Here is a 23,748-nt window from a genome sequence, read left to right on the forward strand (position 1 = left end):
CCCCCTGTTATTATGTTTTATATATTCACATAACTGTATTATAACACGAGGCGTACAAGTCACCTTTCATTTGTTTTCTACAAATAATGACAAAAGGAGCTAATTAAAATTAGCTCCTTTTGTACCCTACTTCTTCACCATCAATTTTCCTTCATAATCGTTCATCGTCTTTATTTCAACGCCTTTATAGTAATGAGCGACAATATCTGTATATTTCTTACCTTCCGCTGCCATACCATTCGCGCCGTATTGGCTCATGCCAACGCCGTGGCCGAATCCTTTAGTCGTAACAATAATTTTATCTCCCTCTTGTTTCCACGTGAAGTCAGAAGAGCGTAAATCTAATTTGTCACGCACATCTCTTCCAGTTAATGTTTTCCCCTGAAATGCTACATCTTTTACACGTTTTCCCTCTGTACGCTCTTTAATATCACCAACTTTTCCGTCCGCTAGCACTTTCACGCCGAGACGCTTTTGAAAATCAGCTACGGTAAAGGTTTGCTCACTCGTAAATTTCGGAGAAGCTTGATCCCACGGACTATCTACGCTCTTTAAGTACGGATAATCATTTCCCCAATAATCAGCCGCATTTTCTGTCCGTCCATTACTCGTTGAGAAGAAGGATGCTGAGATTGGTTTTCCATCATATGTTAAAACTTGTCCTGCGGTTTTCGAAACAGCATCCTCGATTTTCTTCAAATTATTTTCGTAGTTATTGCCCCATTGTTTCTTCAATTCTTCTTTACTTTTGTACACTTGATCTTTCACCGTATCTGTCACGTCCGCATTGTTTTTCTTACCTCCGCTTAGCATACGCTGCACTACAAATGTTCTCGCTGCTAATGCCTGCGCTTTTAGCGCCTCTATTTCAAAACTGGCATTCATCTCAGAAGCTACTACACCGGTCACATACTCCTCCATAGGTAATGTTTCTACCTTCTTCTGTTTCTCACGATATACAGCAACTTGAACTGCTGTATCCACTTTCCCTGGAGCTGGTATACTTTCTATCGCTGGAGGAGTTTTGGAAGCTGCTTCTTCCCCTACTTTTGCTTTCGCAAATGGAATAACAAGAGCAGCAGGTACAATGATAACGAGCGCTATGAGAAGCGCTACTGTGATGAAAAGTGGCTTTGAAAATTTCATCTTATTTCCCCCAATATGAAAAAGCTTTACTCCATTCATTCTTATGGAACAACTCTTTCTTTTAGAACATACTTAAGAGGGACCATCTAAAACAAAAATTTTCTAAATATTTTTACTGGTACGTGCATAAGTATAGAATTTCTTGACTATAACAGTAATAACCCAAAAAAATAGTCCCTACGTCAAAAGACGTAGAGACTATTTCAATTAAGCGTGAAGATCAGAAACTTCTTGTTCTTTCACTTCTTCTACTTTTTCGTTTACACGTTCAATAGTTGCACCTAATGCAGCTAATTTCTTATGGAAATCTACATAACCACGGTCAAGATGCTTTAACTCAGTTACACGAGTGTAACCTTCTGATACTAAACCAGCTAAGATTAATGCAGCTGCAGCACGCAAGTCAGTTGCGCCTACTTCAGCACCTTGTAAGCTGTTTGGACCGTTCATAATAACAGAACGACCTTCAATTTTAATATCAGCATTCATACGACGGAATTCTTCAACGTGCATAAAGCGGTTTTCGAATACCGTTTCTGTAATCATACTTGTTCCATCAGCTTGTAGTAATAATGCCATCATTTGTGATTGCATGTCTGTTGGGAAACCTGGGTGAGGCATAGTTTTAATATCAACCGCTTTTAACTTATCTGGGCCGATAACACGTACACCTTCATTTTCCTCAATAACTTTAACACCCATTTCTTCCATTTTCGCTGTAATTGAGCGTAAATGTTCAGGCACAGCATTTTCAATTAAGATGTCTCCACCAGTAATTGCCGCTGCAACCATGAATGTTCCCGCTTCAATACGGTCAGGAATAATAGAGTGGTTTGCACCATATAATTTATCAACGCCTTCGATACGAATCGTTCCAGTTCCAGCTCCGCGTACTTTTGCTCCCATCGCATTTAAGAAGTTAGCTAAGTCAACAATTTCTGGTTCTTTCGCTGCGTTTTCAAGGATTGTTGTCCCTTTTGCTAATGTAGCTGCAGACATAATGTTTTCTGTCGCGCCCACGCTTGGGAAGTCTAAATAAATTTTAGCTCCTTTTAGTTCTCCCTCAACGTATGCCTCAACAAAACCGTTACCAACCTGTACTTTTGCTCCCATTGCTTCGAAGCCTTTTAAATGTTGGTCAATTGGACGTGAACCAATTGCACATCCACCAGGAAGTGCAATACGAGCACGACCGTTACGTGCTAATAATGGTCCCATTACTTGAACAGATGCACGCATTTTACGTACATATTCAAATGGTGCTTCAATGTTTAGTTCTTTAGAAGCATCGATTGTTACTTGGTTATTTTCAAATACGACTTCAGCATTTAAATGACGTAATACCTCATTAATTGTGTATACATCAGACAAAACTGGTACTTCAGATAGTACATTCTTTCCATCACTCGCTAATAGGGCTGCAGCGATTATAGGTAATACAGCATTTTTTGCGCCCTCAACACGCACTGTGCCGTTTAACCGCTTTCCGCCACGGACGATGATCTTTTCCAAATTATTCCCCTCCGTGTCCTTTTTTCAGTATCTATTCACTCAATACTCAGAAGTTATGATCGGTGTGCCAACCACAATTGTATCTTTGTTGTCTGTAGAACGTATTGCTATTTGCACATTTATTTTCTCTCTATTTGTTGAAAGAGCGTCATCCCACTTTTTATTGTATGCGGAGACTGACACAAATGCTCTTTCTTCTATCTGTTCGATCGCTCTTGCTGAAAGATCTTTCAAAACCTGATTGGTTTTATTTTGCAAAACACCTTCAATCTTATCATTCAGTACACCTTGAACACAAGTGTAAATTATAGGTTTTTCACTAAAAATTTTATTCATGCTCTTAACATACTTCGGGTCCCATTTCGCCCCACTTACTTCAAAAATAATGAAAGTGTTTTCTTTAGTATTTTCCTTACTCCAAGTTACTACTATTCGTTCTTCATAAGACGAAAACTTTTTATAGGATGTAGCTTTATATCCATCTGGAGATTGCTCTAATTCCCACTCTTGAATATTCGCCTTGTCCTTCACATCATTTAACAATTTTTGAAACGTATGTATATTAGAAATTGTTTTTGTTTCTCGCGCTAACCATGACCATTTCTCTACTTTAGCATCATTTTTCTCTAAAGCTGCGATCATGCTCTCCATTTTCTTTTCATCGCTAATCGGTTTCATCTCTCTATATCCAACCAAAAATAAAACAACACTAAGTGCAACAATAAGAATGGCTTTAAGCTTCAATTTCATCCCCTCCTATCCCCATTGTTAACGGAGATATGAGGTTCTATACACTTACTTTACTAAATACGTTAAACTCTTTGAATAGCCTAAATAATCAAGGAAAAAGTTACTTACAGATGTCCCAATTGCAATTGTAATTAGGATCAGTAATACTCGCGTCTGCATCACCTTTCCAGGCTTCATTAGACGCTCAATGTGAATACCTTGTAAGGCCCACCACGTAATGGTAATAAACAATAAATGCGAAACAATGGCAATCAGTGCTTGTTGCCCTAAAAGATGTGCCAAAAAATCGACCCCTTTTTACCTAGCTACTACTTACAAAATACTATAAAAACGATACCATAATAAGTAGGCGCCACACTTTTTCAAATACAAATAGGCATCTTACATTTTAAGTTGTAAAATTCTCTTTAAAAACGTATACCTATATGCATTTTCAATTGTAGTTCACACAAAATAAAAAGCGCAGAGTAACAACTCCACACCTTTTATTTTCACTATTGTACCACGTTCCCTAGGAAGAAGAAATCCTTCATTAATGGAAAATATTCATAAAAGAAATTGTATCCAACCATCGGCATAATCCCTAGTATTACAATCGAAATTGCACAAAGGCTCATAACAACCTTTATATTTAGTGGCAAACGAATTTTCTCTTCTACTTCTCCCGTACGGAAAAACATTTGCTGTAAAATACGGAAATAATATACGAATGAAACGACTGTCGTCCCCATCATGATAGAAGCTAGTACGTAATGAGCTGGCTCTACATGAAGTGCACCTAAAAAGATGTTAATTTTCCCGATGAAACCAGCTGTTCCTGGTATCCCGGCCAACGATAAAATAAAAATCGTCATCACGATCGCTGTAAATGGCGATCTTTTATATAATCCGGTGAAAATGGTGATATTTTCTTTGTCGCTTTGTAAGATTAAGCCGTGGATAATTGCAAACGCGCCTATATTCATAAGCATATACGCAAGCATGTAAAACCACATGCTATCCATCGTAAACGGTGATAACGCTACGAGCGGAACGAGTAAATACCCCGCATGCGCGATTCCTGAATAGGCGAATAGACGTTTTACGTTATATTGCTTTAATGCGACTACGTTTCCGATAATCATCGTAATACTAGCTAGCACCGCGATGTATATGCTCATACGTCCGTATAAAGATTGCATGTCTCCTTGCACCAATACACTTGCAAAAACCATGAGAAACAGACGAATAATGAGTAAGAACCCCGCAATTTTAGAAATCGTTCCAAGAAAAGCAGTAACAGGTGTTGCAGCCCCTTCATATACATCAGGTGCCCACATATGAAACGGCACCGTTGCAATTTTGAATGAGAGCCCAACGAGCAATAGTAGAAATGCGAGAGCTAACAATAACTGAATACCACCAGCAAGTTCCCCGGCAAATACTTTTTGCATATCCACGATATTGGTCGACCCCGTAATGCCATATAAATAACTCATTCCAAAAAGTGTGATTGCCGTTCCAATTCCTCCATTAATGACATATTTCATCGCCGCCTCATTTGATGCACTGTTCTTTTTTCGTATTCCTACTAAAATATACGAAGAAAGTGAAAGCAACTCTAAACCGACGAAAAGTGTAATAAAGTCGACACTAGAAGCCATAAACATAGCCCCAAGAAGCGCCATTAAAAATAAGTAATAATATTCTCCCTTATCCTCAATTGGATTCTTCTTATCATCGCTCATTGCGATACATAAAATGAGGGCTACTCCACCTAATAACAACGTTTTAAATCCTTTTGAAAACCCATCTAACACAAACGATCCGTTCAAAATATCTCCTGCTGGTTCATCGTATAGCATAATTAATGACACGATTGCTAATATGACGGCTGCGATTGCACTAATCGCTACATATCTATGGTTCAGCTTAAAAAACAAATCACATATGGAAAGAAGGATGGCAGCTCCGAGAATAATGAATTCTGGCACCATGAGATGCCATGATAAGCTAAGTAACGTATTCATATCCACCCTACTTCACCCCCAATGTTTTCAATGTATTTTGAAGCGGTTCTCCGAGTATTTCTGGCATTACTCCAATTGCAATAATGCAGAAGATAAGTAGCAATATAGGGACATACTCCCATCCGTGTATATCAGCTTTCGCTTCCCACTCTTTCTTACCGAATGTTACTTGCAGTGTTGCCCTTAATACGTATACAGCGGTTAAAATGATGCCAAGTACACCGACCGCCGCAATGACCGGCTCCCCTTGGAATAAACCAAGAAAGGCAAGAAACTCGCTAACAAATCCAGACATGCCTGGCAATCCAAGCGACGCCATTCCTCCCGCTAAGAAGAATCCGCTAAGTATTGGAACACTTTTTGCAAGTCCGCCAAGCGCTGTAATATCCGACGTTCCAAAACGTTGTTCTATAACACCAAGTAAGAAGAAGAGTAAGGCCGCAATTAAACCGTGCGACACAACTTGGAATAATGCCCCTTGTGTACCTGGTGCATTTAACGCTGCAAGACCCATTAATACAATGCCCATATGCGAAATACTAGAGTAAGCAAGCACCTTCCGAAAGTCCGTTTGGATGAGCGCTAAGAAGGCTCCGTACAATAAATTAATGACTCCTAAAATCGCAATGAGCGTTGCAAAATCACGAAAGTATTCCGGGAACAGACCCTTTCCAAAGCGAATCATACCGTATGCTCCAATCTTCAGTAAAACGCCCGCATGAAGCATAACTACAGCCGGATGCGCTTCAATATGCACATTAACCATCCAGCGATGTAATGGAAAAACAGGGAGTTTAATCGCAAAAGCAATCATTATAGCAATGAATACACCAAGCTGTAAGCTACTCGGGATGATTTGTCCTCCCCCCGTATTTACTCCTGCTAATATCTCTTTCAATTCTGCAATATTTGTCGTGCCTGTTTTCGCAAATAAAACCGAGAAAACGATGAGCAAAATAGCGGAGCCAATGCCGTTATATATTAAATAACTATAAGCAGCCTTTTCACTCGACAATTTCCCCCACTTCCCAATTAATAAAAACATTGGCGGCAATGTAATTTCAAAGAAGATAAAGAACAACATTAAATTTTGAGCAGCAAAGACGCCGAGCATCCCTATTTCTAACATAAGTAACAGCATATAAAAGGCTTTCAAATTCCTTTTAATAGTAAATGCTGCAATTGCTGCAAGCATCGCTAGCAGGGCCGTCAGCACCATCATAACGAGCGATAAACCATCAATACCAAGCTCGTAATAAATGGAAAACCATCTTTTATCTATCGCGGCAAAATCCCCAAATTTAATCCATTTCACTTTTTCATCAAATAGCGACAAACTCTTTCCAGAAGCATATGTACAAGCGAGGACGATAGCGATTCCAAATGGAAGCGCCGTTCCAAATAAACCAAGCGCTCGCACTGTACGCGACTCTTTTTTCGGTGTTAATACAAGTAAGAGAATTCCTAAAAGCGGGGAAAAAATGAAGAACGTTAATAACAAATCATTCATCGTAAATCCCCTCCTGTATAGAGCAAAATAATAACGAGCACTGCAAGCGAAACAGCTGTTACAGTCCCGTACACTTGTACATTTCCGTTTTGAAGTCTAGACCCGATTCCGCTTATCCCTTTAACTAGACTTCCTATTAAAACGGCAATTCCTTCGACTACATAAACTTCAAATAAGCGAAGCACATGAGAGATTCCTTTCGTAATAGGGATCACCGTTATATTGTATAGTTCATCCACATAATATTTTTCTTTCAAAAGGTTATAAAGGGGTGTTCCCTCATCCCCAGCCCAATCTCTAGAAATAGATTTCTTGCCATATATGAAATATGCAAGAGCAATCCCAGCCAAGGAAACAAGCGTCGCAACAATCATAATCCAAACTGGTCCATGTACCTCTCGCACTTTAAATGCTACATCTTTCGTAAGCCAATCCCCGAGAAACGTTCCAAACCACGGTGTATTTATATAGCCGGCCACGACTGCAAGGACGCCAAGGACAATCATCGGATATGTCATAATGCGGGGCGATTCCTGCACATCTTCCTTCGTCTTCGCTTCCCCAGTAAAGACGAGGAAATATAGCCGGAACATGTAGAAAGCTGTTAAAAATGCTGCAATTACTGCTAATATGAATAAAATGTAATTGCCGTTCATCCAAGCCGCCGCTAAAATTTCATCTTTACTAAAGAAACCGGAAAGGAGTGGTACACCACTAATTGCAAGAGTACCGATTAAAAATAGTGCACCCGTTACTTTCATCTTCTTCTGTAAACCGCCCATTTTATTAATGTTCTGCGTATGCACTGCATGAATGACACTTCCTGCCGCCAAAAATAGTAGCGCTTTAAAAAAGGCGTGTGTCGTTAAGTGGAAAACACCAGCTACATAACCGGCAGACCCTAGCGCAAGCATCATATACCCGAGCTGACTAACTGTAGAATAAGCAAGCACTCTCTTTATATCCGTTTGTACAAGACCGATAGAAGCAGCAAAGATTGCGGTAAAGGCTCCAACGATTGCCACCGTCTGCATTGCCACCGTACTTGCTGAAAATAACGGAAACATCGTCGCCACTAAATATACGCCGGCTGCGACCATCGTCGCCGCATGGATAAGTGCCGAAACAGGCGTCGGCCCTTCCATTGCATCCGGTAACCACGTATGCAGCGGGAACTGACCTGATTTCCCCATCGCCCCGATAAAAATTAATATCGCCGTTATTGTAATCATCGTAGGGGTAAGATCCCCCGTATGAATCGCTCTAAAAATTGCGTCATACTCAAAACTACCTGTATGCCAGAAAATTAAGATCATCCCAATAAATAAACCGACATCCCCAATGCGCGTCATAATAAAAGCCTTTTTCGCAGCAACCTTCGCTTCTTCTTTAAAGAAATAAAAACCGATGAGCAAAAATGAACCGAGGCCTACTAACTCCCAAAATATATATAGCTGTAATAAATTCGGGGATATAACGAGCCCGAGCATCGCAAATGTAAAGAGCCCTAAATAGGCATAAAAGGTTGGTAGTCTTTCCTCACCTTTCATATAACCTTTCGAATACACATGTACAAGTAAACTCACAAGTGTGACGATAAACAGCATTAAAGCCCCTAATGCAGTCACTTCAAAGCCGAATGATATATCAATATCTCCAGCTCTAAGCCATACCCACTTATGCTTCACTCCTACTTTTGAAAACCGTTCTATTAATACGAGTACCGCAAATATAAAGGAGAGAAAGACGAAAAAAATACTAAGTACACTGCTTCCTTCTCTAATTTTCTTCCCGAATATAAGTAATAACAAAAACGAAACAAGCGGGAAAAGCGGTATGAGCCATGCATAATCGATCATTGTTTCCTTCCCCCTTTTCGGTCACAATGTTATCCTTTGAGCGTATCCATTTCATCTACATGAACCGTCGTGCGATTACGATACAAAGCAATCAAAATGGCGAGTCCTACTGCCGCCTCCGCTGCTGCTACAGCCATCGTAAACAGAGAGAAAATTTGCCCTGTTAAATTTGGAAATAAGCCTAATTTACTAAACGCTACTAAATTTAAATTGGCCGCATTAAGCATTAATTCAATACAAACTAATACAATCACTGTGTTTCGCTTCGTTAAAGCGCCAAATAAACCGATGCAAAACAAAATAATCGCAAGCGTTAAATACGCAGAAGCCGGAACGCTACTCATTGGAATCCTCCTCTTTCTCATCCTTCTTCGCAAGTATAATCGCGCCAACAAGTGCTACAAGTAAAATAACTGAGGTTAACTCAAATGGAATAATATATTCTGAATAGAGAAGTGTACCGATTTGAAGTGTGTTTTTTTCATGGAGAGGTAAACTTCCTTGTGTGCTTTCATTTGAAAAATCAATATTGTTAACAGCGAAATACATAACTGCCCCAAATGCTACAACCGCAAAGAAGATAATCCATTTTCGAAGAGTAAGACGCGACTCATTTTCCGCATTATGTTTCGTTAACATAATGCCAAAAATCATAATAATTGTGATCGCACCAGAGTAAAGTAAAATTTGTGCAACGCCGATAAATTCGGCCGATAAAAGAAAGTACAAACCTGCAATGCTAAGGAATGTCAGAACGAGAGCTAGCATCATATGCATGACTTTCGTTAAATTCAACATAAGAACGCCGCCAATAATTGCAGACAAGGATAGTATAAAGAATGCTACAAACTCGCCATTCATGCTTTATTCTCCTTCCTGACGTTTTCATCGTTTTCGTCAAGCCACTGCAAATTTTTAAATAAGTCATCACGTGAATATTCCGCGAGTTCAAAGTTATTTGTCATAACAATCGCCTCTGTCGGACAAACTTCTGTACATAAATCACAAAGAATACAAATTTCAAAATTAATATCGTATGTGTCGATAATTTTTCCTTTTTTCGTAGGATCAGGATGTTTTTTCCCCGTTAACTGAATACAGTCTGTCGGACAAATGTTAGAGCACTGATTACAAACAATACATTTTTCCGGATAAAATTTTTGAATTCCTCGAAAGCGGTCTGGCAGTGGCAACGGTTGATTCGGATAATCATAAGTCACCTTCTTCTTGCTCAAATTGCTTAATGTATATTTTAATCCTTTAAATAGACCTTTCATCTCTTACTGGCACCCCCCTCATAGATTAGAAGAATAACTCCTTAATCAATGCCGTTAAGAAAATATTCGCAAGTGCAATTGGCAATAATACTTTCCAGCCAAACTCCATTAACTGGTCACCTCTTATACGCGGAAACGTAACGCGGAACCAAATTAATAGAAAGACTACACTGCTAAACTTTAAAGCAAACCATACGGCTCCTGGGATAAATCCAAGGAACATAACTGGATTCCATCCGCCTAAAAAGAGAACTGTAATTAAAGATGCCATCCCGAAGAAATATACGTACTCTGAAAGCATGAAAAATGCCCAGCGAAACCCTGAGTATTCCGTATGATATCCAGAAACAAGTTCCGATTCTGCTTCCGGCAAATCAAACGGCGTCCTATTTAACTCAGCTACCGCCGCGATTAAGAATACGACGAAACCGATTGGCTGCACGAAAATGTACCAAACATTCTCCTGTGCTGCTACGATTTCATTTAAATTTAGGCTACCAGCTAACAAAACGATGCCAATTACACTCATTACGAGCGGAATTTCATAAGAAATCATTTGCGCCGCCGCACGCATCCCTCCTAAAAGAGAATATTTATTATTGGATGCCCATCCTCCGGTTACGACGCCAATCGTCGTAATGCCAGAAATAGCGATGTAATACAGTAAACCTACGCCAATATCCGCGAACTGAAATTTATCAGTAAATGGGATGACTGCAAGCACCATAAATGCTGGCGCGAATGCAATGACAGGCGCTAATATAAACAATGGTTTATCTGCCGCCTTCGGAATACTATCTTCTTTTAGTAGTAGTTTCAAAACATCAGCTACCGTTTGCAGCAGACCGAACCGGCCCCCGACTTGGTTTGGTCCAATTCGCCCTTGCATAAAACCCATCACTTTCCGTTCTGCCAAAATACCATATGTAACGAAACCGAGGACTGCAAATAATAGGAGCACCGCTAATCCGAAAAAAATGAAGAAATTCGTCCAGCTTGAAGGTGATTGTAAGAGCGTTTCAATCATCAGCCATCAACCTCCCCAAGTACAATATCAACTCCACCTAAAATCGTAATTAAATTGGCGATGTTTTCACCTTTCAATAACTTCGGTAAAATTTGCAAATTGTAAAAAGACGGCCTGCGAAACTTCAAACGGTACGGCTCTTTCTTTCCGTCACTAGCAATATAGCAACCAATCTCTCCACGCGGCGACTCTATACGGACGAACGCTTCCCCTTTAGGCGCCTTAATAATTTTCGGCACTTTCGCCAGCACAGCTCCTTCTTTTGGGAACTGCTGGACTGCTTGCTCAACAATCTTTAAAGACTCCTCAATTTCCTGCATTCGGCAAACGTAGCGATCCCAAGCATCCCCCACGCTCCCAACAGGAATATCAAAGTCAAACCGATCATAAATGGAGTACGGTTCATCCTTGCGAAGATCCCAGTTCACTCCGGTACACCGCAAATTCGCTCCGCTTAAAGAATACGAAATCGCTTCTTCCGCGCTATATGTACCAACGCCTTTCACACGATTTAGGAAAATCTCATTACCGCTAACAAGGTCGTGGTAACCTGCCAATTGTTCTCTCATATACGGAACAAACTCTTCCACTTTTTCAATCCAACCGTCCGGCGCATCCCATTTCACACCGCCGACTCTCATATAGTTAAAAGTAAGCCGTGCACCGCATAATTCGTTTAATAAATTAATAATCATCTCTCGCTCACGAAACGCGTACAAAAACGGGCTGACCGCTCCTATATCAAGAAGATTTGTCCCCCACCAAACGAGGTGGCTCGCAATCCTTCCAAGCTCCATCGCAAGCACTCGCAAGTATTCAGCCCGCTCTGGGATTTCAAGCCCCATCATCGTCTCTACAGCATGGCAAATGACGTAATTATTCGTCATGGCCGATAAATAGTCCATTCGATCTGTATAAGGGATAATTTGCGTATACTGTAAGCTCTCTGCAATCTTTTCGGTCCCGCGATGCAAATATCCAATAACCGGTGTAGCTTCTTTAATAATTTCCCCATCAATCTTAATAACAAGCCTGAACACACCATGCGTACTCGGATGCTGAGGACCTACATTCAAAAGCATTTCTTCCGTACGTATCATTTAGCTACACCTCCACATCATACGGTTCGTAATCTTTCCTAAGCGGGTACCCTACCCAATCATCAGGCATTAAAATACGTGATAAATTCGGATGCCCCTTAAATACAATACCAAGCAAATCATACGCTTCCCGCTCTGGCCAATCCGCCCCTTTCCAAAGTGCCGTCACGGATTCTACTTGCGGTGCTTCCCTATCCAGCTTTACTTTCACCGCTACTGACTGTTTCTTTCCATATGAAAATAAATGAACATACACTTCCATATGTGTCACAAAATCCGTCGCATGTAGCTCTGACATGTAATCAAAAGCAAGTCCCTCATGGAATCGCAATGACTCCATCACTTCATAATACTTCGCGGAATCCACCACAAGAGTTGGCACGTCCTTTGAAAGTTTATTAATGTAGGAATCTACTAATGCATCCTCTCCTATTTTCCCTTTAATAACTTCAACATACTGATTTAAATACGGTTGATTCACAGATGGCTCTTCCTGCTTCGGCTCCTCTTCCTTCTTACCTTCAGCACCCTTCGTCTTCGCCCTTGCAGCCGCTGCCGCTTTTGCCTTTGCTGCTGCAATTGCCTTCGCCTTTTCATCTCCCGAATCCCCATCACCTTGCGAGGCTTTCTGCTTTGCTAACGCCGCTGCTTTTGCTTTTGCAGCTGCTACTGCCTTCGCCTTCGCTTTGGCCTTTTCTTCTTCCGTTACCTCCCCTGTTCCTTCTCTTTTTTGCTTCGCTAGCGCCGCTGCTTTTGCTTTTGCGGCTGCTGCTGCCTTCGCCTTCACTTTGGCCTTTTCTTCTTCCGTTACCTCTTCTGTTCCTTCTCTTTTTTGCTTCGCTAATGCTGCCGCTTTTGCTTTTGCAGCTGCTGCCGCTTTCGCCTTCACTTTGGCCTTTTCTTCTTCCGTTACCTCTTCTGCTCCTTCTCTTTTTTGCTTCGCTAATGCTGCCGCTTTTGCTTTTACAGCTGCTGCTTCCTTCGTCTTCGCTTTGGCCTTTTCTTCTTCCGTTACCTCTTCTGTCCCTTCCCTTTTTTGCTTCGCTAATGCTGCTGCACGTCGTTTCGCTTCTTCTACAGTCAGTTCGTCATTTTTTGGTAGCGCTTTCTCTTTTCCCTGATTTTCTTCCTCAATTTTACTTATTTCTGCTTCATGCTTCGCAACAAGACGTTTTCTCGCTTCTTCCTTCGCCCGCCTAGCCGCTTCTTTTTTTAAATCCTCTAAATCTTTATCCAGATTGCTCATTTATTCGTCACCTGCTTCCCTGTCTTTGCCTCGTAACGAATTTTTTCCTTCAATTTATTAATCCCGTAAATTAAAGCAGCAGGATTTGGTGGGCAACCAGGGATATACACGTCAACAGGTACAATTTGATCTACACCTTTCACAACAGCGTACGAATTTACATATGGACCACCTGCAGTCGCACAAGATCCCATTGCAATAACCCATTTTGGTTCAGGCATTTGATCATATAAGCGCCGAACAATAGGAGCCATCTTCTTCGTTACCGTTCCCGATACAATCATAACGTCCGATTGCCTTGGTGAAGTCCGAAAAAATGACCCAAATCGGTCTAAATCGTAATGTGATGAACCTACTCCCATCATTTCAATGGCACAGCATGCCAGTCCGAATGTCATCGGCCATAATGAATTGCTCCGTGCCCATCCTTTCAACTGTTCCAATGTAGAAAAAAAGATATTTCGTTCTAATTCCGCTCGCTCATTTGGATGTAATTCCTCAAAATTTATAACCATTGTAACACCTTCTTTTTCCAAGCATACGCTAATCCAACTAGCAACATTACAACAAAGATGAGCATTTCAATCAGTGCAAATAAACCGAGCTTGTCATATGCAACAGCCCATGGATATAAAAATAAAGTTTCTACATCAAAGATGACAAACAATAAAGCAAAAATATAATAACGAGCATGAAACCGAATATTTGCATCATGAAAAGGCTCTATCCCACTCTCATACGTCGTCGCTTTCGCTGCACTTGGTTTGTTTGGACGCAGCATCCTTCCTAATGTAAGAGCCACTACCGGAAGCAATATGCCTAATAGCAAGAAAATCAAAACGATCATATAACTATTTTCATATACACTTGCCATTGTGAAACCCTCCCCCCTGAATTAAGAACAAGTTCACTTAGTAAACAATATGTCCTAGTTGCAGTAATTATTATTTTTAAATTTTTCTAAATAATGCAACTATTTTATTCATTATAGCAAACTTCAAATTCTTATGTCGACATGTTGAGGACAGAAACGAGAATTATTAAAATCTGTTTTTATAACTGGCTCTATCTGTGCAAAATAAGTATAGAAACTATAAAAAATAAAAAGAGGAATTTATATGTATATCCCGTGGGTGAGATAAATGAAAAAACAAACACATGTAAGTATTCTTATAAGCATTACATTGTTATCTATATTGATTCATTACGTGGCAATGCCTTTTCTATATGAATACTCATTTCCTTTTCAAATATTAATTGGCATGAGTACATTGTTCATTGATATTATCGCTTGTAGTTATATACTTTATTTTTCAAACATGAAAGAAGGGTTACCTCGTTTATTTTGGACCATTTTATCTGTTGGAACCCTCTCTTATTTCATTGGTGATATCGTCGTTGCCTATCAACGTTTAATTTTAAAGGACTACTATACATTCGTTGATCCGTCTGATTTTTTTTACCTACTTTTTTTAATTAGCTTTGCATTTGCCTTTCTATATGAAATTATTCATAACCGAGATTTATTAGAAAAGCTTTTTATGATATGTGATATTTGTATTATTGTTACAGCACAATTTACTTTAAGTTACTACTTACTTATTGAACGAACCATTCACATCTCTTCAACATCCTATATCGACATATTTGTTCAACTTACCTATCCAATGACTGATTTACTCTTTTTTCTCATAGGAATTAACCTTTTATTCAAACCACTTTCCTTATTACCGAAAAAAGTTGGTGCGCTCCTTGGCAGTGCTTTAATTTTATATGCGACTACAGATGCGATTTATGCTTATATCAAATACTTCATACCTGAGTATTCTATGTTTACAATTACTCCTCTCTATCAAGTAACTTTAGTACTAGTAGCAATCGCCTGTATTCTTCATACAAAAGAACCTGAAAGACAAGAACAAGTGCTATTAACACCTAAACTTGGGGAATCGATCAGATTATCATTACCTTATATTTCTGTCGTAATGCTTATTGTTTTCATATTAGTTGAATACGTTTTTGCACCTATTGTAGTAATCGGGCTTATGATAACTTTCTCCTTCGTTCTCATACGCCATAGTTTAGTTCGAAAACAAAATAAAATATTATTACTAGCCCAAATGCAATTCAACTCAGAACTCGAAAAGCAAATTGAACTGCGTACAGAAGATTTAGTAGAACAAAAAAATGAACTATATCATAACCAACAAATGTTTAAATCTTTATACGAGCATCATCCAGATCCAATCTTCACATTAGATTTATACGGTAATTTTCTGAAAGTGAATAACGCTGGTACGACTTTACTTGGTTATCAAACGAATGAATTATTAAACCAACCTTACTATTCACTTACGTATGAAGAAGATTTGGAAGAAATCATTAATGCCTTTCATCGCGTAAAAAAGGGGAAATCTATTTCTTTAGAAATACGGGCATATCATAAAAATAGAGATATTTACTACTTGCATGTGACAGCTGTTCCTATCTTTTTAAAGAATCATATTTCTGGAGTTTATTTAATGATTAAAGATATTACAGAAAGCAAACAACAACAAGAACAAATTAATTTTCTAGCATATCATGATACGCTAACAGAGCTTGCAAATCGACGTGCATTTCATCAATATGTAGAACAAGCAATTGCTCGATCCGAGATATCAAAAATGCCTTTTGCTGTTATGTTTCTTGACCTAGACCGCTTTAAGGTTATTAATGATACCCTCGGTCATAGGGTAGGAGATCTGCTATTAATTGCAGTAGCAAAAAGACTCGAAAGTATAGCGACACCAAATATGAAGCTTGCCCGATTAGCTGGAGATGAGTTCACAATACTTATCGAAAATTATAAAAAGAGGCCAGATGTGAAAAAAATAGCTGATACGATTGTAGCAGCCATGAATGAACCATTTGAAATTGAAAATCAACATTTACAAATCTCACCGAGCATCGGGATTGCAATATATCCTGAAGCAGGCGAAGATCCGTTATCAATTTTACAACATGCTGATATGGCCATGTACGAAGCAAAAAATAAAGGAAAAAATGGTAGCTCTCTGTACACGAAAGAATTGTATAAAAAAACGGAACGAAAAGCTCGAATTGAAAAAGATTTACCACTCGCTTTAGTAAACGAAGAATTTTATCTCGTCTATCAACCACAAATTGATATTACGACGAACAAGATTATTGGTGCTGAAGCATTGCTACGCTGGAAACACCCACTCCTAGGTGACATTCCGCCATGTGAGTTCATTCCAATTGTAGAGGAGACTCCCCAAGTCATTCCACTTGGCCATTGGGTATTAAATGAATCTTGTCGTCAACTAAAAATATGGCATACTTTTGGCTATAAAGATTTAAAAATAAGTGTTAACTTATCGGCTAAAGAGTTCCAGCAAAATAATTTAATTAAGAATATTTTACAAATAATAACAGACGTTAAAGTCGATCCAAAAGATGTAACACTTGAGTTAACAGAACGAATTGCCATGATCGATGAAAAAGAAACGTTATCTAAGCTAAAGCAATTAAAGGAATATGGTATTCAAACGTCCATTGATGACTTTGGAACCGGCTATTCTTCTCTCGCTTATTTGTCCATTTTCCCTATCGATACATTAAAAGTACCGAGAGAGTTTACACAACTAGCCGATCATCGGCCTGAGGAAAGAGCCATCGTTTCCACTATCCTTTCCCTTGCAAATACTTTAAATCTTTCTGTCGTTGCTGAAGGAATTGAAACAGAAAAACAACTTAAATTTCTTCAAAAGAACAACTGTAAATATATGCAAGGTTACTATTTCAGCAAACCACTTACGGGTCATCAATTTATACAATTTCTACAAAAAACACCCAGTATGAACCAATAGCTCATACTGGGTGTTTTTATCATGCTATTTACGGACAGTAAAACGAGTAAACAAGGTGGGATGTCTCCACTAATTAAAGTTTCACTTTATAGTGTCGGAATTTTTTTCTCGTAATATTCCTCTGCAATCTCTTCATAAAAAGCTGCTGACGTCGTATAAAAATATGGAATTAGCCATAGGAATCCAATCCCTAATGTAATACAACTCAATATAAACCAACCAATAAAGCTTAAACATAAAATGAAATACTCCATCTTATGTCCATCCATCATACGACGGCTTTCTGTAATAGCCTGGTTTATAGAATACTCAGGATGATCATTTATAATAAAATACGTCATTGCATAAGAAAATGATTTAATAATGCCTGGAATAATAAATAGTAAAAACCATAAGAAAATATAAATGTTTACTACTATATATAATAAAAATGACTTTATAAACTTACTTCCTTCTGTAAACCATCTGAATATATGCCCAATACGCGCTTCTTTTTCACGAATAATATGTAACGCTAAATAATAACCACCTAACGTTAATGGACCTATCATCAATATTGTAATAACATCTACTGAAAGTGAGTTATTTACTTCTTTCCAATCCCAAAATTGAGAGAAAATGAAATCAACACTAAGACTAAAAACTGAAATAAGAATCGAAATCAGTAATGTTGCCCCGACAGCTAAGCCCCATTTTCCTTCTAATGAATCTAGCGCTTCTCCTTTTAAATCACTAATCATAATTTTCCTCCTATACATAATAACTCTATTAGTATAGCATGTTCCGACTACAATTCATCTTTTGAAAGATAGCGATAAAAATGCGCTGTCGTTGTACTCATATATGGGCTAAGCCAAAGAAAACCTATTCCAAGTGTTAAAATCGCTAAAATACCCCATCCTATAAAACTAAGCCATAAAAGAAACAAATCTAATTTATGTCCCTTCATAAGATGCTTACTTTCTTTCATTGCTTGTGACACACTATACTCTGGATTTTCAACCATTACATAGTACGTCATCGCATAAGAAAAATACATCACAATCATAACAACGATCGAAATAGCTATTAGTACAAAGAAAGCAATAGTAAACGATGGATTTCCTTCTTCACCAAAAAATGCGAATAAGGCTACTAGCAACATCGGAATCCATGTACCTGTATATAATAGAATCGCAAGCATAGCCCACATCGTTTTCATCATTCTTTTAAAGCCACGAAATCCTTCGAATAAGTGATCTACTTTAGCACCTTCTCGCTTACTAATTTGTAAAAATACATTTATATAACCGTATGAGGTAATACCATATGATGCGTTACTTAAAATTATCATAATGCAATAAAAAACACCAAATGTAATACCTGCGCCAATTGATATGGTTTCCTGTTCAAGTGGACCTGTTAAACCAGCAAATAAGAAAAATATAATAATTCCTGGAATTAGAAGTATAAGCATTGCAGCCATTGAAACAACATAACTTAAAATAAAATATAAAATCGTTGATCCAACACCTAGTCCCCATTTTCCCTTTAAAGAGTGCAACGCTTCTCGTTTCATTTCACCGATCATTTATTCATCCCCTTTATAAATTGTTGTCTATTCTCTACTTATACAAGCATCAATATAATTATACCATTTTTGTAAAATTATCCATAAACTACATAAAAAAATCCGTAAAGGCAAAGCCTTTACGGATTTTTTTATTTCATATCAGAAACGTTTAAACGGTTCACGGCACGTTGTAATGCCATTTCTGCACGTTTAAAGTCAACATGTGCTTGCTTATCTTGCATACGTTGCTCAGCGCGACGCTTCGCTTCATTTGCACGATGGATATCGATATGGTTTGCTTCTTCAGCAGATGATGATAATACAGTTACTTTATCTGGACGAACTTCGATAAAGCCACCGCTTACTGCTACATAATCAGTGTGTCCACCATTTTTCAGACGAACTGCACTAATTTTTAATGGTGCAACAGTTGGAATGTGACCCGGTAAGATCCCCATTTCCCCACTCTCTGCTTTTACACTTACCATTTCTACTTCTTTTTCGTAAACCGGTCCATCAGGAGTTACAATACTGACTGGAAATGTCTTCATACTTCGTCCCTCCTAAGGCCTTACGCCATCATTTTCTTCGCGTTTTCAATAACTTCTTCAATGCCACCAACTAAACGGAATGCATCTTCTGGAAGGTCATCATATTTTCCTTCTAGAATTTCTTTGAAACCACTAACTGTATTTTTCACAGGTACGTAAGAACCTTTTTGACCTGTAAACTGCTCAGCTACGTGGAAGTTTTGAGATAAGAAGAATTGAATACGACGAGCACGATGTACAACTAACTTATCTTCTTCAGATAACTCATCCATACCTAAGATAGCGATGATATCTTGAAGCTCTTTATAACGTTGTAAAGTTTGCTGTACTTGACGAGCTACTTCATAATGTTCTTCTCCCACGATTTCTGGAGAAAGTGCACGAGATGTAGATGCTAATGGATCTACGGCTGGGTAAATACCCATTTGTGTTAAACGACGCTCTAAGTTTGTTGTTGCATCTAAGTGAGCGAACGTTGTAGCTGGTGCTGGGTCAGTATAGTCATCGGCTGGTACATATACCGCTTGGATAGACGTGATAGACCCTTTATTTGTAGATGTAATACGCTCTTGTAATTGACCCATTTCTGTTGCAAGTGTTGGTTGGTAACCTACCGCAGATGGCATACGACCAAGAAGGGCAGATACTTCAGAACCCGCTTGCGTGAAACGGAAGATGTTATCGATGAACAATAGTACGTCTTGTCCTTGCTCATCACGGAAATGCTCAGCCATTGTTAAACCTGTTAATGCAACACGTTGACGTGCTCCAGGTGGCTCGTTCATTTGTCCGAATACCATCGCAGTTTTCTTGATTACGCCAGAATCGCTCATTTCGTGGTATAAGTCATTACCCTCACGAGTACGCTCACCTACACCAGCGAATACAGAGATACCACCGTGCTCTTGTGCGATGTTGTTGATTAATTCCTGAATTAGTACTGTTTTACCTACGCCGGCACCACCGAATAGACCGATCTTACCACCCTTAATGTAAGGAGCAAGTAAGTCTACTACTTTAATACCAGTTTCAAGAATTTCTACTTTCGTAGATAATTCTTCGAATGCAGGTGCTTGACGGTGAATTGGATCACGGTGTACATCCGCAGGAAGTTCACCATCTAAGTCAATTGCATCACCTAATACGTTAAATACACGACCAAGTGTTGCATCACCAACTGGTACAGAGATTGCTTTACCAGTATCTTCTACTTCTGTGCCACGAACAAGTCCATCTGTGGAAGACATTGCAACTGTACGAACTGTGTCATCACCTAAATGAAGTGCAACTTCAAATGTTAAGTTAATGTTTGCTCCGTTTTCGTTGCTTTGTTTTACCGTAAGGGCGTTGTAGATTTCTGGTAGCTTTCCGCCATCAAACTTAACGTCTACAACCGGACCCATGATTTGCGTAACGCGCCCTTTATTCATCGGGTTCCCTCCTAGCTTTCTTTTAATTAGCCAGCTTTCTAAGAGAAGTCGGCTTTTAATTTTTTATTAGTTTAGCTTATACGACTCTTTTGACAGCGCCGCTTCCACTTTTTATTGAATCTAGCTCCAGCGGTTAGAATGTTCGGTGGCTTCGCTTTTTCCTACGAGGCACAAATCGCCTCTACGTCAAAAGCTCCATCTCCCTCTCATTCTGAACGAACCGCTTCCGCTTTTTAATACTATTCTAACGCTGCCGCGCCACCAACGATTTCCGTAATTTCTTGCGTAATCGCTGCTTGACGTGCACGGTTGAATGAAAGTGTAAGTGAATCGATAACTTCCATTGCGTTGTCTGTAGCACTCTTCATTGCTGTCATACGCGCCGCGTGCTCACTTGCTTTACCGTCTAGTAATGCACCGTACACTAAGCTTTCTGCGTATTGTGGCAATAGTACTTTTAAAATTTCTTCTTCAGAAGGTTCAAATTCATAAGCTGTCGTCGGTTTGTTAGACGCCACATCAGTAAGCGGTAAAATTTTATTTTCCGTTACTTCTTGTGAAATTTTACTTACGTAATGGTTGTAGTAAATGTACAGCTCATCATAAGCACCATCTGCGAACATCGCAATTGCTCGAGAAGCAAGATCTTTAATATCAGTAAATGATGGGTGGTCAGATAATCCAACTACTTCATCAATGATGTTAAAGCCGCGACGTTTTAAATAATCACGTCCTAGTCGTCCAAGCACAATAATTGAATATTGGTTTGAATCCATATTATGACGTTCACGAACTACGTTACTTACCGTACGTAATACGTTACTGTTATAACCACCTGCTAGTCCGCGATCAGATGTAATAACGATGTATCCTGTACGCTTTACAGGACGCGCATTTAGCATTGGATGATTAATTCCTTTACTTCCTTGCGCAATGCTCGCTACTACTTCTTGAATCTTTTCCATATACGGAACGAAAGATTTAGCATTTTGCTCTGCACGGTTTAACTTAGATGCAGATACCATCTCCATCGCTTTCGTAATTTGACTCGTTTTCTTTGTCGAGGTAATCTTCGCTTTTATATCGCGTAAAGATGCCACAGGTTTTCACCACCTTTTTTCCGGAAGTTGGCACGATTAGTAAGAATCCTCTTCCTAATCTACGTTGCAAGATATTCTTGCTCATGATTGAAGGAAAAGAATAGGTGCACCTACTCTTTTCCTCTACATAACCGTCAGCAATCTCAGAAATTGAGATGCCTATATATATTATTATCTAGCTCCAGCGGCTTGAATGTTCGGTGGCTTCACTTCTTCCTACGAGGCAAAGACCGCCTCTTTGTCAGAAGCTCCATCCCCCTCACATTCAGGACGAGCCGCTTCCGCTTTTATTACTCAGAAGCTACGAATACTTTTTTAAATCCGTTAATTGCTGCTGCAAATTTGTCATCATCCGCAAGTTTCTTAGTTGTGCGGATTTCGCTTAATAAGTCAGCTGCATTTGAATCTAACCAAGCATGGAATTCTTCTTCGAAACGAGTGATATCGACTACTGGGATATCATCTAGGAATCCACGTGTTAAAGCGTAAAGAATGATAACTTGTTTCTCTACACGTAACGGTTTGTGTAATCCTTGTTTTAATACCTCAACTGTACGAGCACCACGGTTTAGTTTCGCTTGTGTTGCTTTATCAAGGTCAGAACCGAACTGAGCGAACGCTTCTAACTCACGGTAAGATGCAAGGTCAAGACGAAGTGTACCTGATACTTTACTCATTGCTTTAATCTGAGCAGATCCACCTACACGTGATACAGAAGTACCCGCATCGATCGCTGGACGTACACCAGAGAAGAATAGGTCAGATTGTAAGAAGATTTGTCCATCCGTAATTGAGATTACGTTTGTTGGGATGTAAGCTGATACGTCCCCTGCTTGTGTTTCGATGAAAGGTAGTGCAGTTAAAGAACCGCCGCCTCTTGCATCACTTAATTTTGCTGCACGCTCTAATAAGCGAGAATGTAAGTAGAATACATCCCCTGGATAAGCTTCACGACCTGGAGGACGACGTAATAGTAATGACAGCTCACGGTAAGCCGCTGCTTGTTTTGATAAGTCATCATATACTACTAATACGTGTTTACCATTGTACATGAACTCTTCACCCATTGTTACACCAGCATAAGGAGCTAAGTATAATAATGGAGCTGGTTGAGAAGCAGATGCAGTTACAACGATTGTGTAATCTAATGCACCGTGCTTACGTAGTGTTTCTACTACGTTACGTACAGTTGATTCTTTTTGTCCGATAGCTACATAGATACAAATCATATCTTCATCTTTTTGGTTAATGATTGTATCAAGTGCAACTGCTGTTTTACCTGTTTGGCGGTCACCGATGATTAACTCACGTTGTCCACGGCCAATTGGTACAAGAGCATCGATCGCTTTAATACCTGTTTGAAGTGGCTCATGAACAGATTTACGATCCATTACACCTGGTGCTGGACTTTCGATTGGACGAGTGTTTGTTGTATTGATTGGGCCTAAACCATCAACTGGTTGACCTAATGGGTTTACAACACGACCGATTAGTTCTTTTCCTACTGGTACTTGCATGATGCGACCAGTACGACGAACTTCGTCACCTTCACGGATTTCTGTGTAAGGTCCTAAAATGATAATACCTACGTTGTTTTCCTCTAAGTTTTGTGCTAGCCCCATAACGCCGTTAGAGAACTCTACAAGTTCACCAGCCATAACGTTATCAAGACCATGAGCACGCGCGATACCGTCACCAACTTGGATAACTGTACCAACATCACTAACTTCGATTTCAGACTGATAGTTCTCGATTTGTTGCTTTATCAGTGCGCTAATTTCTTCAGCTCTGATGCTCATGTGCTTCA

The 23,748-nt window shown here is 39.3% G+C and carries 22 protein-coding genes; 1 reads left to right on the top strand and 21 read right to left on the bottom strand.

Translation table 11 applies throughout. The features are described 5' to 3' along the window. Positions 1-126 precede the first annotated feature (126 nt). From spoIID to nuoA, 15 genes are all read right to left on the bottom strand, one after another. Positions 127-1,146: a stage II sporulation protein D gene (gene spoIID / locus ATN06_RS26790; protein ID WP_060632943.1), complete on the bottom strand. Its 1,020-nt coding sequence runs from the start codon at positions 1,144-1,146 to the stop codon at positions 127-129. 207 nt (positions 1,147-1,353) lie between these two features. After that, positions 1,354-2,658: a UDP-N-acetylglucosamine 1-carboxyvinyltransferase gene (gene murA / locus ATN06_RS26795; RefSeq protein WP_060632944.1), complete on the bottom strand. Its 1,305-nt coding sequence runs from the start codon at positions 2,656-2,658 to the stop codon at positions 1,354-1,356. Positions 2,659-2,697: 39 nt separating this feature from the next. Next, entirely contained in the window at positions 2,698-3,402 is a 705-nt protein-coding gene (locus ATN06_RS26800; protein WP_373605284.1) for a YwmB family TATA-box binding protein, read from the bottom strand. A 51-nt stretch (positions 3,403-3,453) separates the two neighbouring features. Next, positions 3,454-3,690 carry a DUF1146 family protein gene (locus ATN06_RS26805; RefSeq protein ID WP_000940742.1) on the bottom strand — a complete coding sequence of 79 codons (237 nt, stop codon included), beginning with the start codon at positions 3,688-3,690 and terminating at the stop codon, positions 3,454-3,456. 212 nt (positions 3,691-3,902) lie between these two features. Then, complete coding sequence (gene nuoN / locus ATN06_RS26810; protein WP_060633206.1) at positions 3,903-5,417, bottom strand: NADH-quinone oxidoreductase subunit NuoN; 1,515 nt, start codon at positions 5,415-5,417, stop codon at positions 3,903-3,905. Between the two features lie 7 nt (positions 5,418-5,424). Further along, on the bottom strand, positions 5,425-6,927 hold the full coding sequence (locus tag ATN06_RS26815) for an NADH-quinone oxidoreductase subunit M (protein WP_060632946.1): 1,503 nt from the start codon (positions 6,925-6,927) through the stop codon (positions 5,425-5,427). After that, complete coding sequence (gene nuoL / locus ATN06_RS26820; RefSeq protein ID WP_060632947.1) at positions 6,924-8,786, bottom strand: NADH-quinone oxidoreductase subunit L; 1,863 nt, start codon at positions 8,784-8,786, stop codon at positions 6,924-6,926. The genes ATN06_RS26815 and nuoL overlap by 4 nt, the downstream gene beginning before the upstream one ends. A gap of 29 nt (positions 8,787-8,815) precedes the next feature. Next, positions 8,816-9,130, bottom strand: coding sequence for an NADH-quinone oxidoreductase subunit NuoK (gene nuoK, locus ATN06_RS26825; RefSeq protein ID WP_000100078.1), 315 nt, complete (start codon positions 9,128-9,130; stop codon positions 8,816-8,818). Further along, entirely contained in the window at positions 9,123-9,647 is a 525-nt protein-coding gene (locus tag ATN06_RS26830) for an NADH-quinone oxidoreductase subunit J (RefSeq protein WP_060632948.1), read from the bottom strand. Before ATN06_RS26830 ends, nuoK begins: the two co-directional genes overlap by 8 nt. Then, positions 9,644-10,063, bottom strand: a complete 420-nt coding sequence (gene nuoI / locus ATN06_RS26835) for an NADH-quinone oxidoreductase subunit NuoI (RefSeq protein WP_000677191.1) — start codon at positions 10,061-10,063, stop codon at positions 9,644-9,646. Before nuoI ends, ATN06_RS26830 begins: the two co-directional genes overlap by 4 nt. A 25-nt stretch (positions 10,064-10,088) precedes the next feature. Continuing rightward, positions 10,089-11,090 (bottom strand): NADH-quinone oxidoreductase subunit NuoH, encoded by a 1,002-nt coding sequence (gene nuoH / locus ATN06_RS26840; RefSeq protein ID WP_000573422.1) that lies wholly within the window; start codon positions 11,088-11,090, stop codon positions 10,089-10,091. Beyond that, positions 11,090-12,190 (bottom strand): NADH-quinone oxidoreductase subunit NuoD, encoded by a 1,101-nt coding sequence (gene nuoD / locus ATN06_RS26845; protein WP_060632949.1) that lies wholly within the window; start codon positions 12,188-12,190, stop codon positions 11,090-11,092. Before nuoD ends, nuoH begins: the two co-directional genes overlap by 1 nt. A gap of 4 nt (positions 12,191-12,194) precedes the next feature. Further along, entirely contained in the window at positions 12,195-13,436 is a 1,242-nt protein-coding gene (locus ATN06_RS26850) for an NADH-quinone oxidoreductase subunit C (protein ID WP_060632950.1), read from the bottom strand. Further along, the gene (gene nuoB, locus ATN06_RS26855) at positions 13,433-13,951 is read right to left on the bottom strand and encodes an NADH-quinone oxidoreductase subunit NuoB (protein ID WP_000236331.1); all 519 of its coding nucleotides are present in this window, start codon (positions 13,949-13,951) and stop codon (positions 13,433-13,435) included. The genes ATN06_RS26850 and nuoB overlap by 4 nt, the downstream gene beginning before the upstream one ends. After that, positions 13,942-14,310: an NADH-quinone oxidoreductase subunit NuoA gene (gene nuoA / locus ATN06_RS26860; RefSeq protein WP_000179273.1), complete on the bottom strand. Its 369-nt coding sequence runs from the start codon at positions 14,308-14,310 to the stop codon at positions 13,942-13,944. The genes nuoB and nuoA overlap by 10 nt, the downstream gene beginning before the upstream one ends. A 268-nt stretch (positions 14,311-14,578) precedes the next feature. On the opposite strand from nuoA, the gene ATN06_RS26865 reads away from it, so the two are divergent. Next, positions 14,579-17,308 (top strand): putative bifunctional diguanylate cyclase/phosphodiesterase, encoded by a 2,730-nt coding sequence (locus tag ATN06_RS26865; protein ID WP_060632951.1) that lies wholly within the window; start codon positions 14,579-14,581, stop codon positions 17,306-17,308. An 86-nt stretch (positions 17,309-17,394) separates the two neighbouring features. Here the strand turns inward: ATN06_RS26865 and ATN06_RS26870 are convergent, their stop codons facing one another. From ATN06_RS26870 to atpA, 6 genes are all read right to left on the bottom strand, one after another. Next, positions 17,395-18,048 (bottom strand): DUF975 family protein, encoded by a 654-nt coding sequence (locus tag ATN06_RS26870; protein WP_060632952.1) that lies wholly within the window; start codon positions 18,046-18,048, stop codon positions 17,395-17,397. Positions 18,049-18,095: 47 nt separating this feature from the next. Then, positions 18,096-18,878 carry a DUF975 family protein gene (locus ATN06_RS26875; protein ID WP_060632953.1) on the bottom strand — a complete coding sequence of 261 codons (783 nt, stop codon included), beginning with the start codon at positions 18,876-18,878 and terminating at the stop codon, positions 18,096-18,098. 131 nt (positions 18,879-19,009) lie between these two features. Next, positions 19,010-19,411 (bottom strand): F0F1 ATP synthase subunit epsilon, encoded by a 402-nt coding sequence (gene atpC / locus ATN06_RS26880; RefSeq protein WP_000847214.1) that lies wholly within the window; start codon positions 19,409-19,411, stop codon positions 19,010-19,012. Positions 19,412-19,431: 20 nt separating this feature from the next. Beyond that, the gene (gene atpD, locus ATN06_RS26885) at positions 19,432-20,841 is read right to left on the bottom strand and encodes a F0F1 ATP synthase subunit beta (protein WP_001032588.1); all 1,410 of its coding nucleotides are present in this window, start codon (positions 20,839-20,841) and stop codon (positions 19,432-19,434) included. A gap of 239 nt (positions 20,842-21,080) precedes the next feature. After that, positions 21,081-21,941: a F0F1 ATP synthase subunit gamma gene (gene atpG, locus ATN06_RS26890; RefSeq protein WP_002034912.1), complete on the bottom strand. Its 861-nt coding sequence runs from the start codon at positions 21,939-21,941 to the stop codon at positions 21,081-21,083. 290 nt (positions 21,942-22,231) lie between these two features. Beyond that, a complete protein-coding gene (gene atpA, locus ATN06_RS26895) occupies positions 22,232-23,740 on the bottom strand; it encodes a F0F1 ATP synthase subunit alpha (protein WP_000027515.1) in 1,509 nt (502 codons plus the stop codon). Between the last annotated feature and the right edge of the window lie 8 nt (positions 23,741-23,748).

Origin of the sequence: Bacillus thuringiensis (assembly GCF_001455345.1) — a bacterium.
GTDB classification, from domain to species: Bacteria; Bacillota; Bacilli; order Bacillales; family Bacillaceae_G; genus Bacillus_A; species Bacillus_A thuringiensis_N.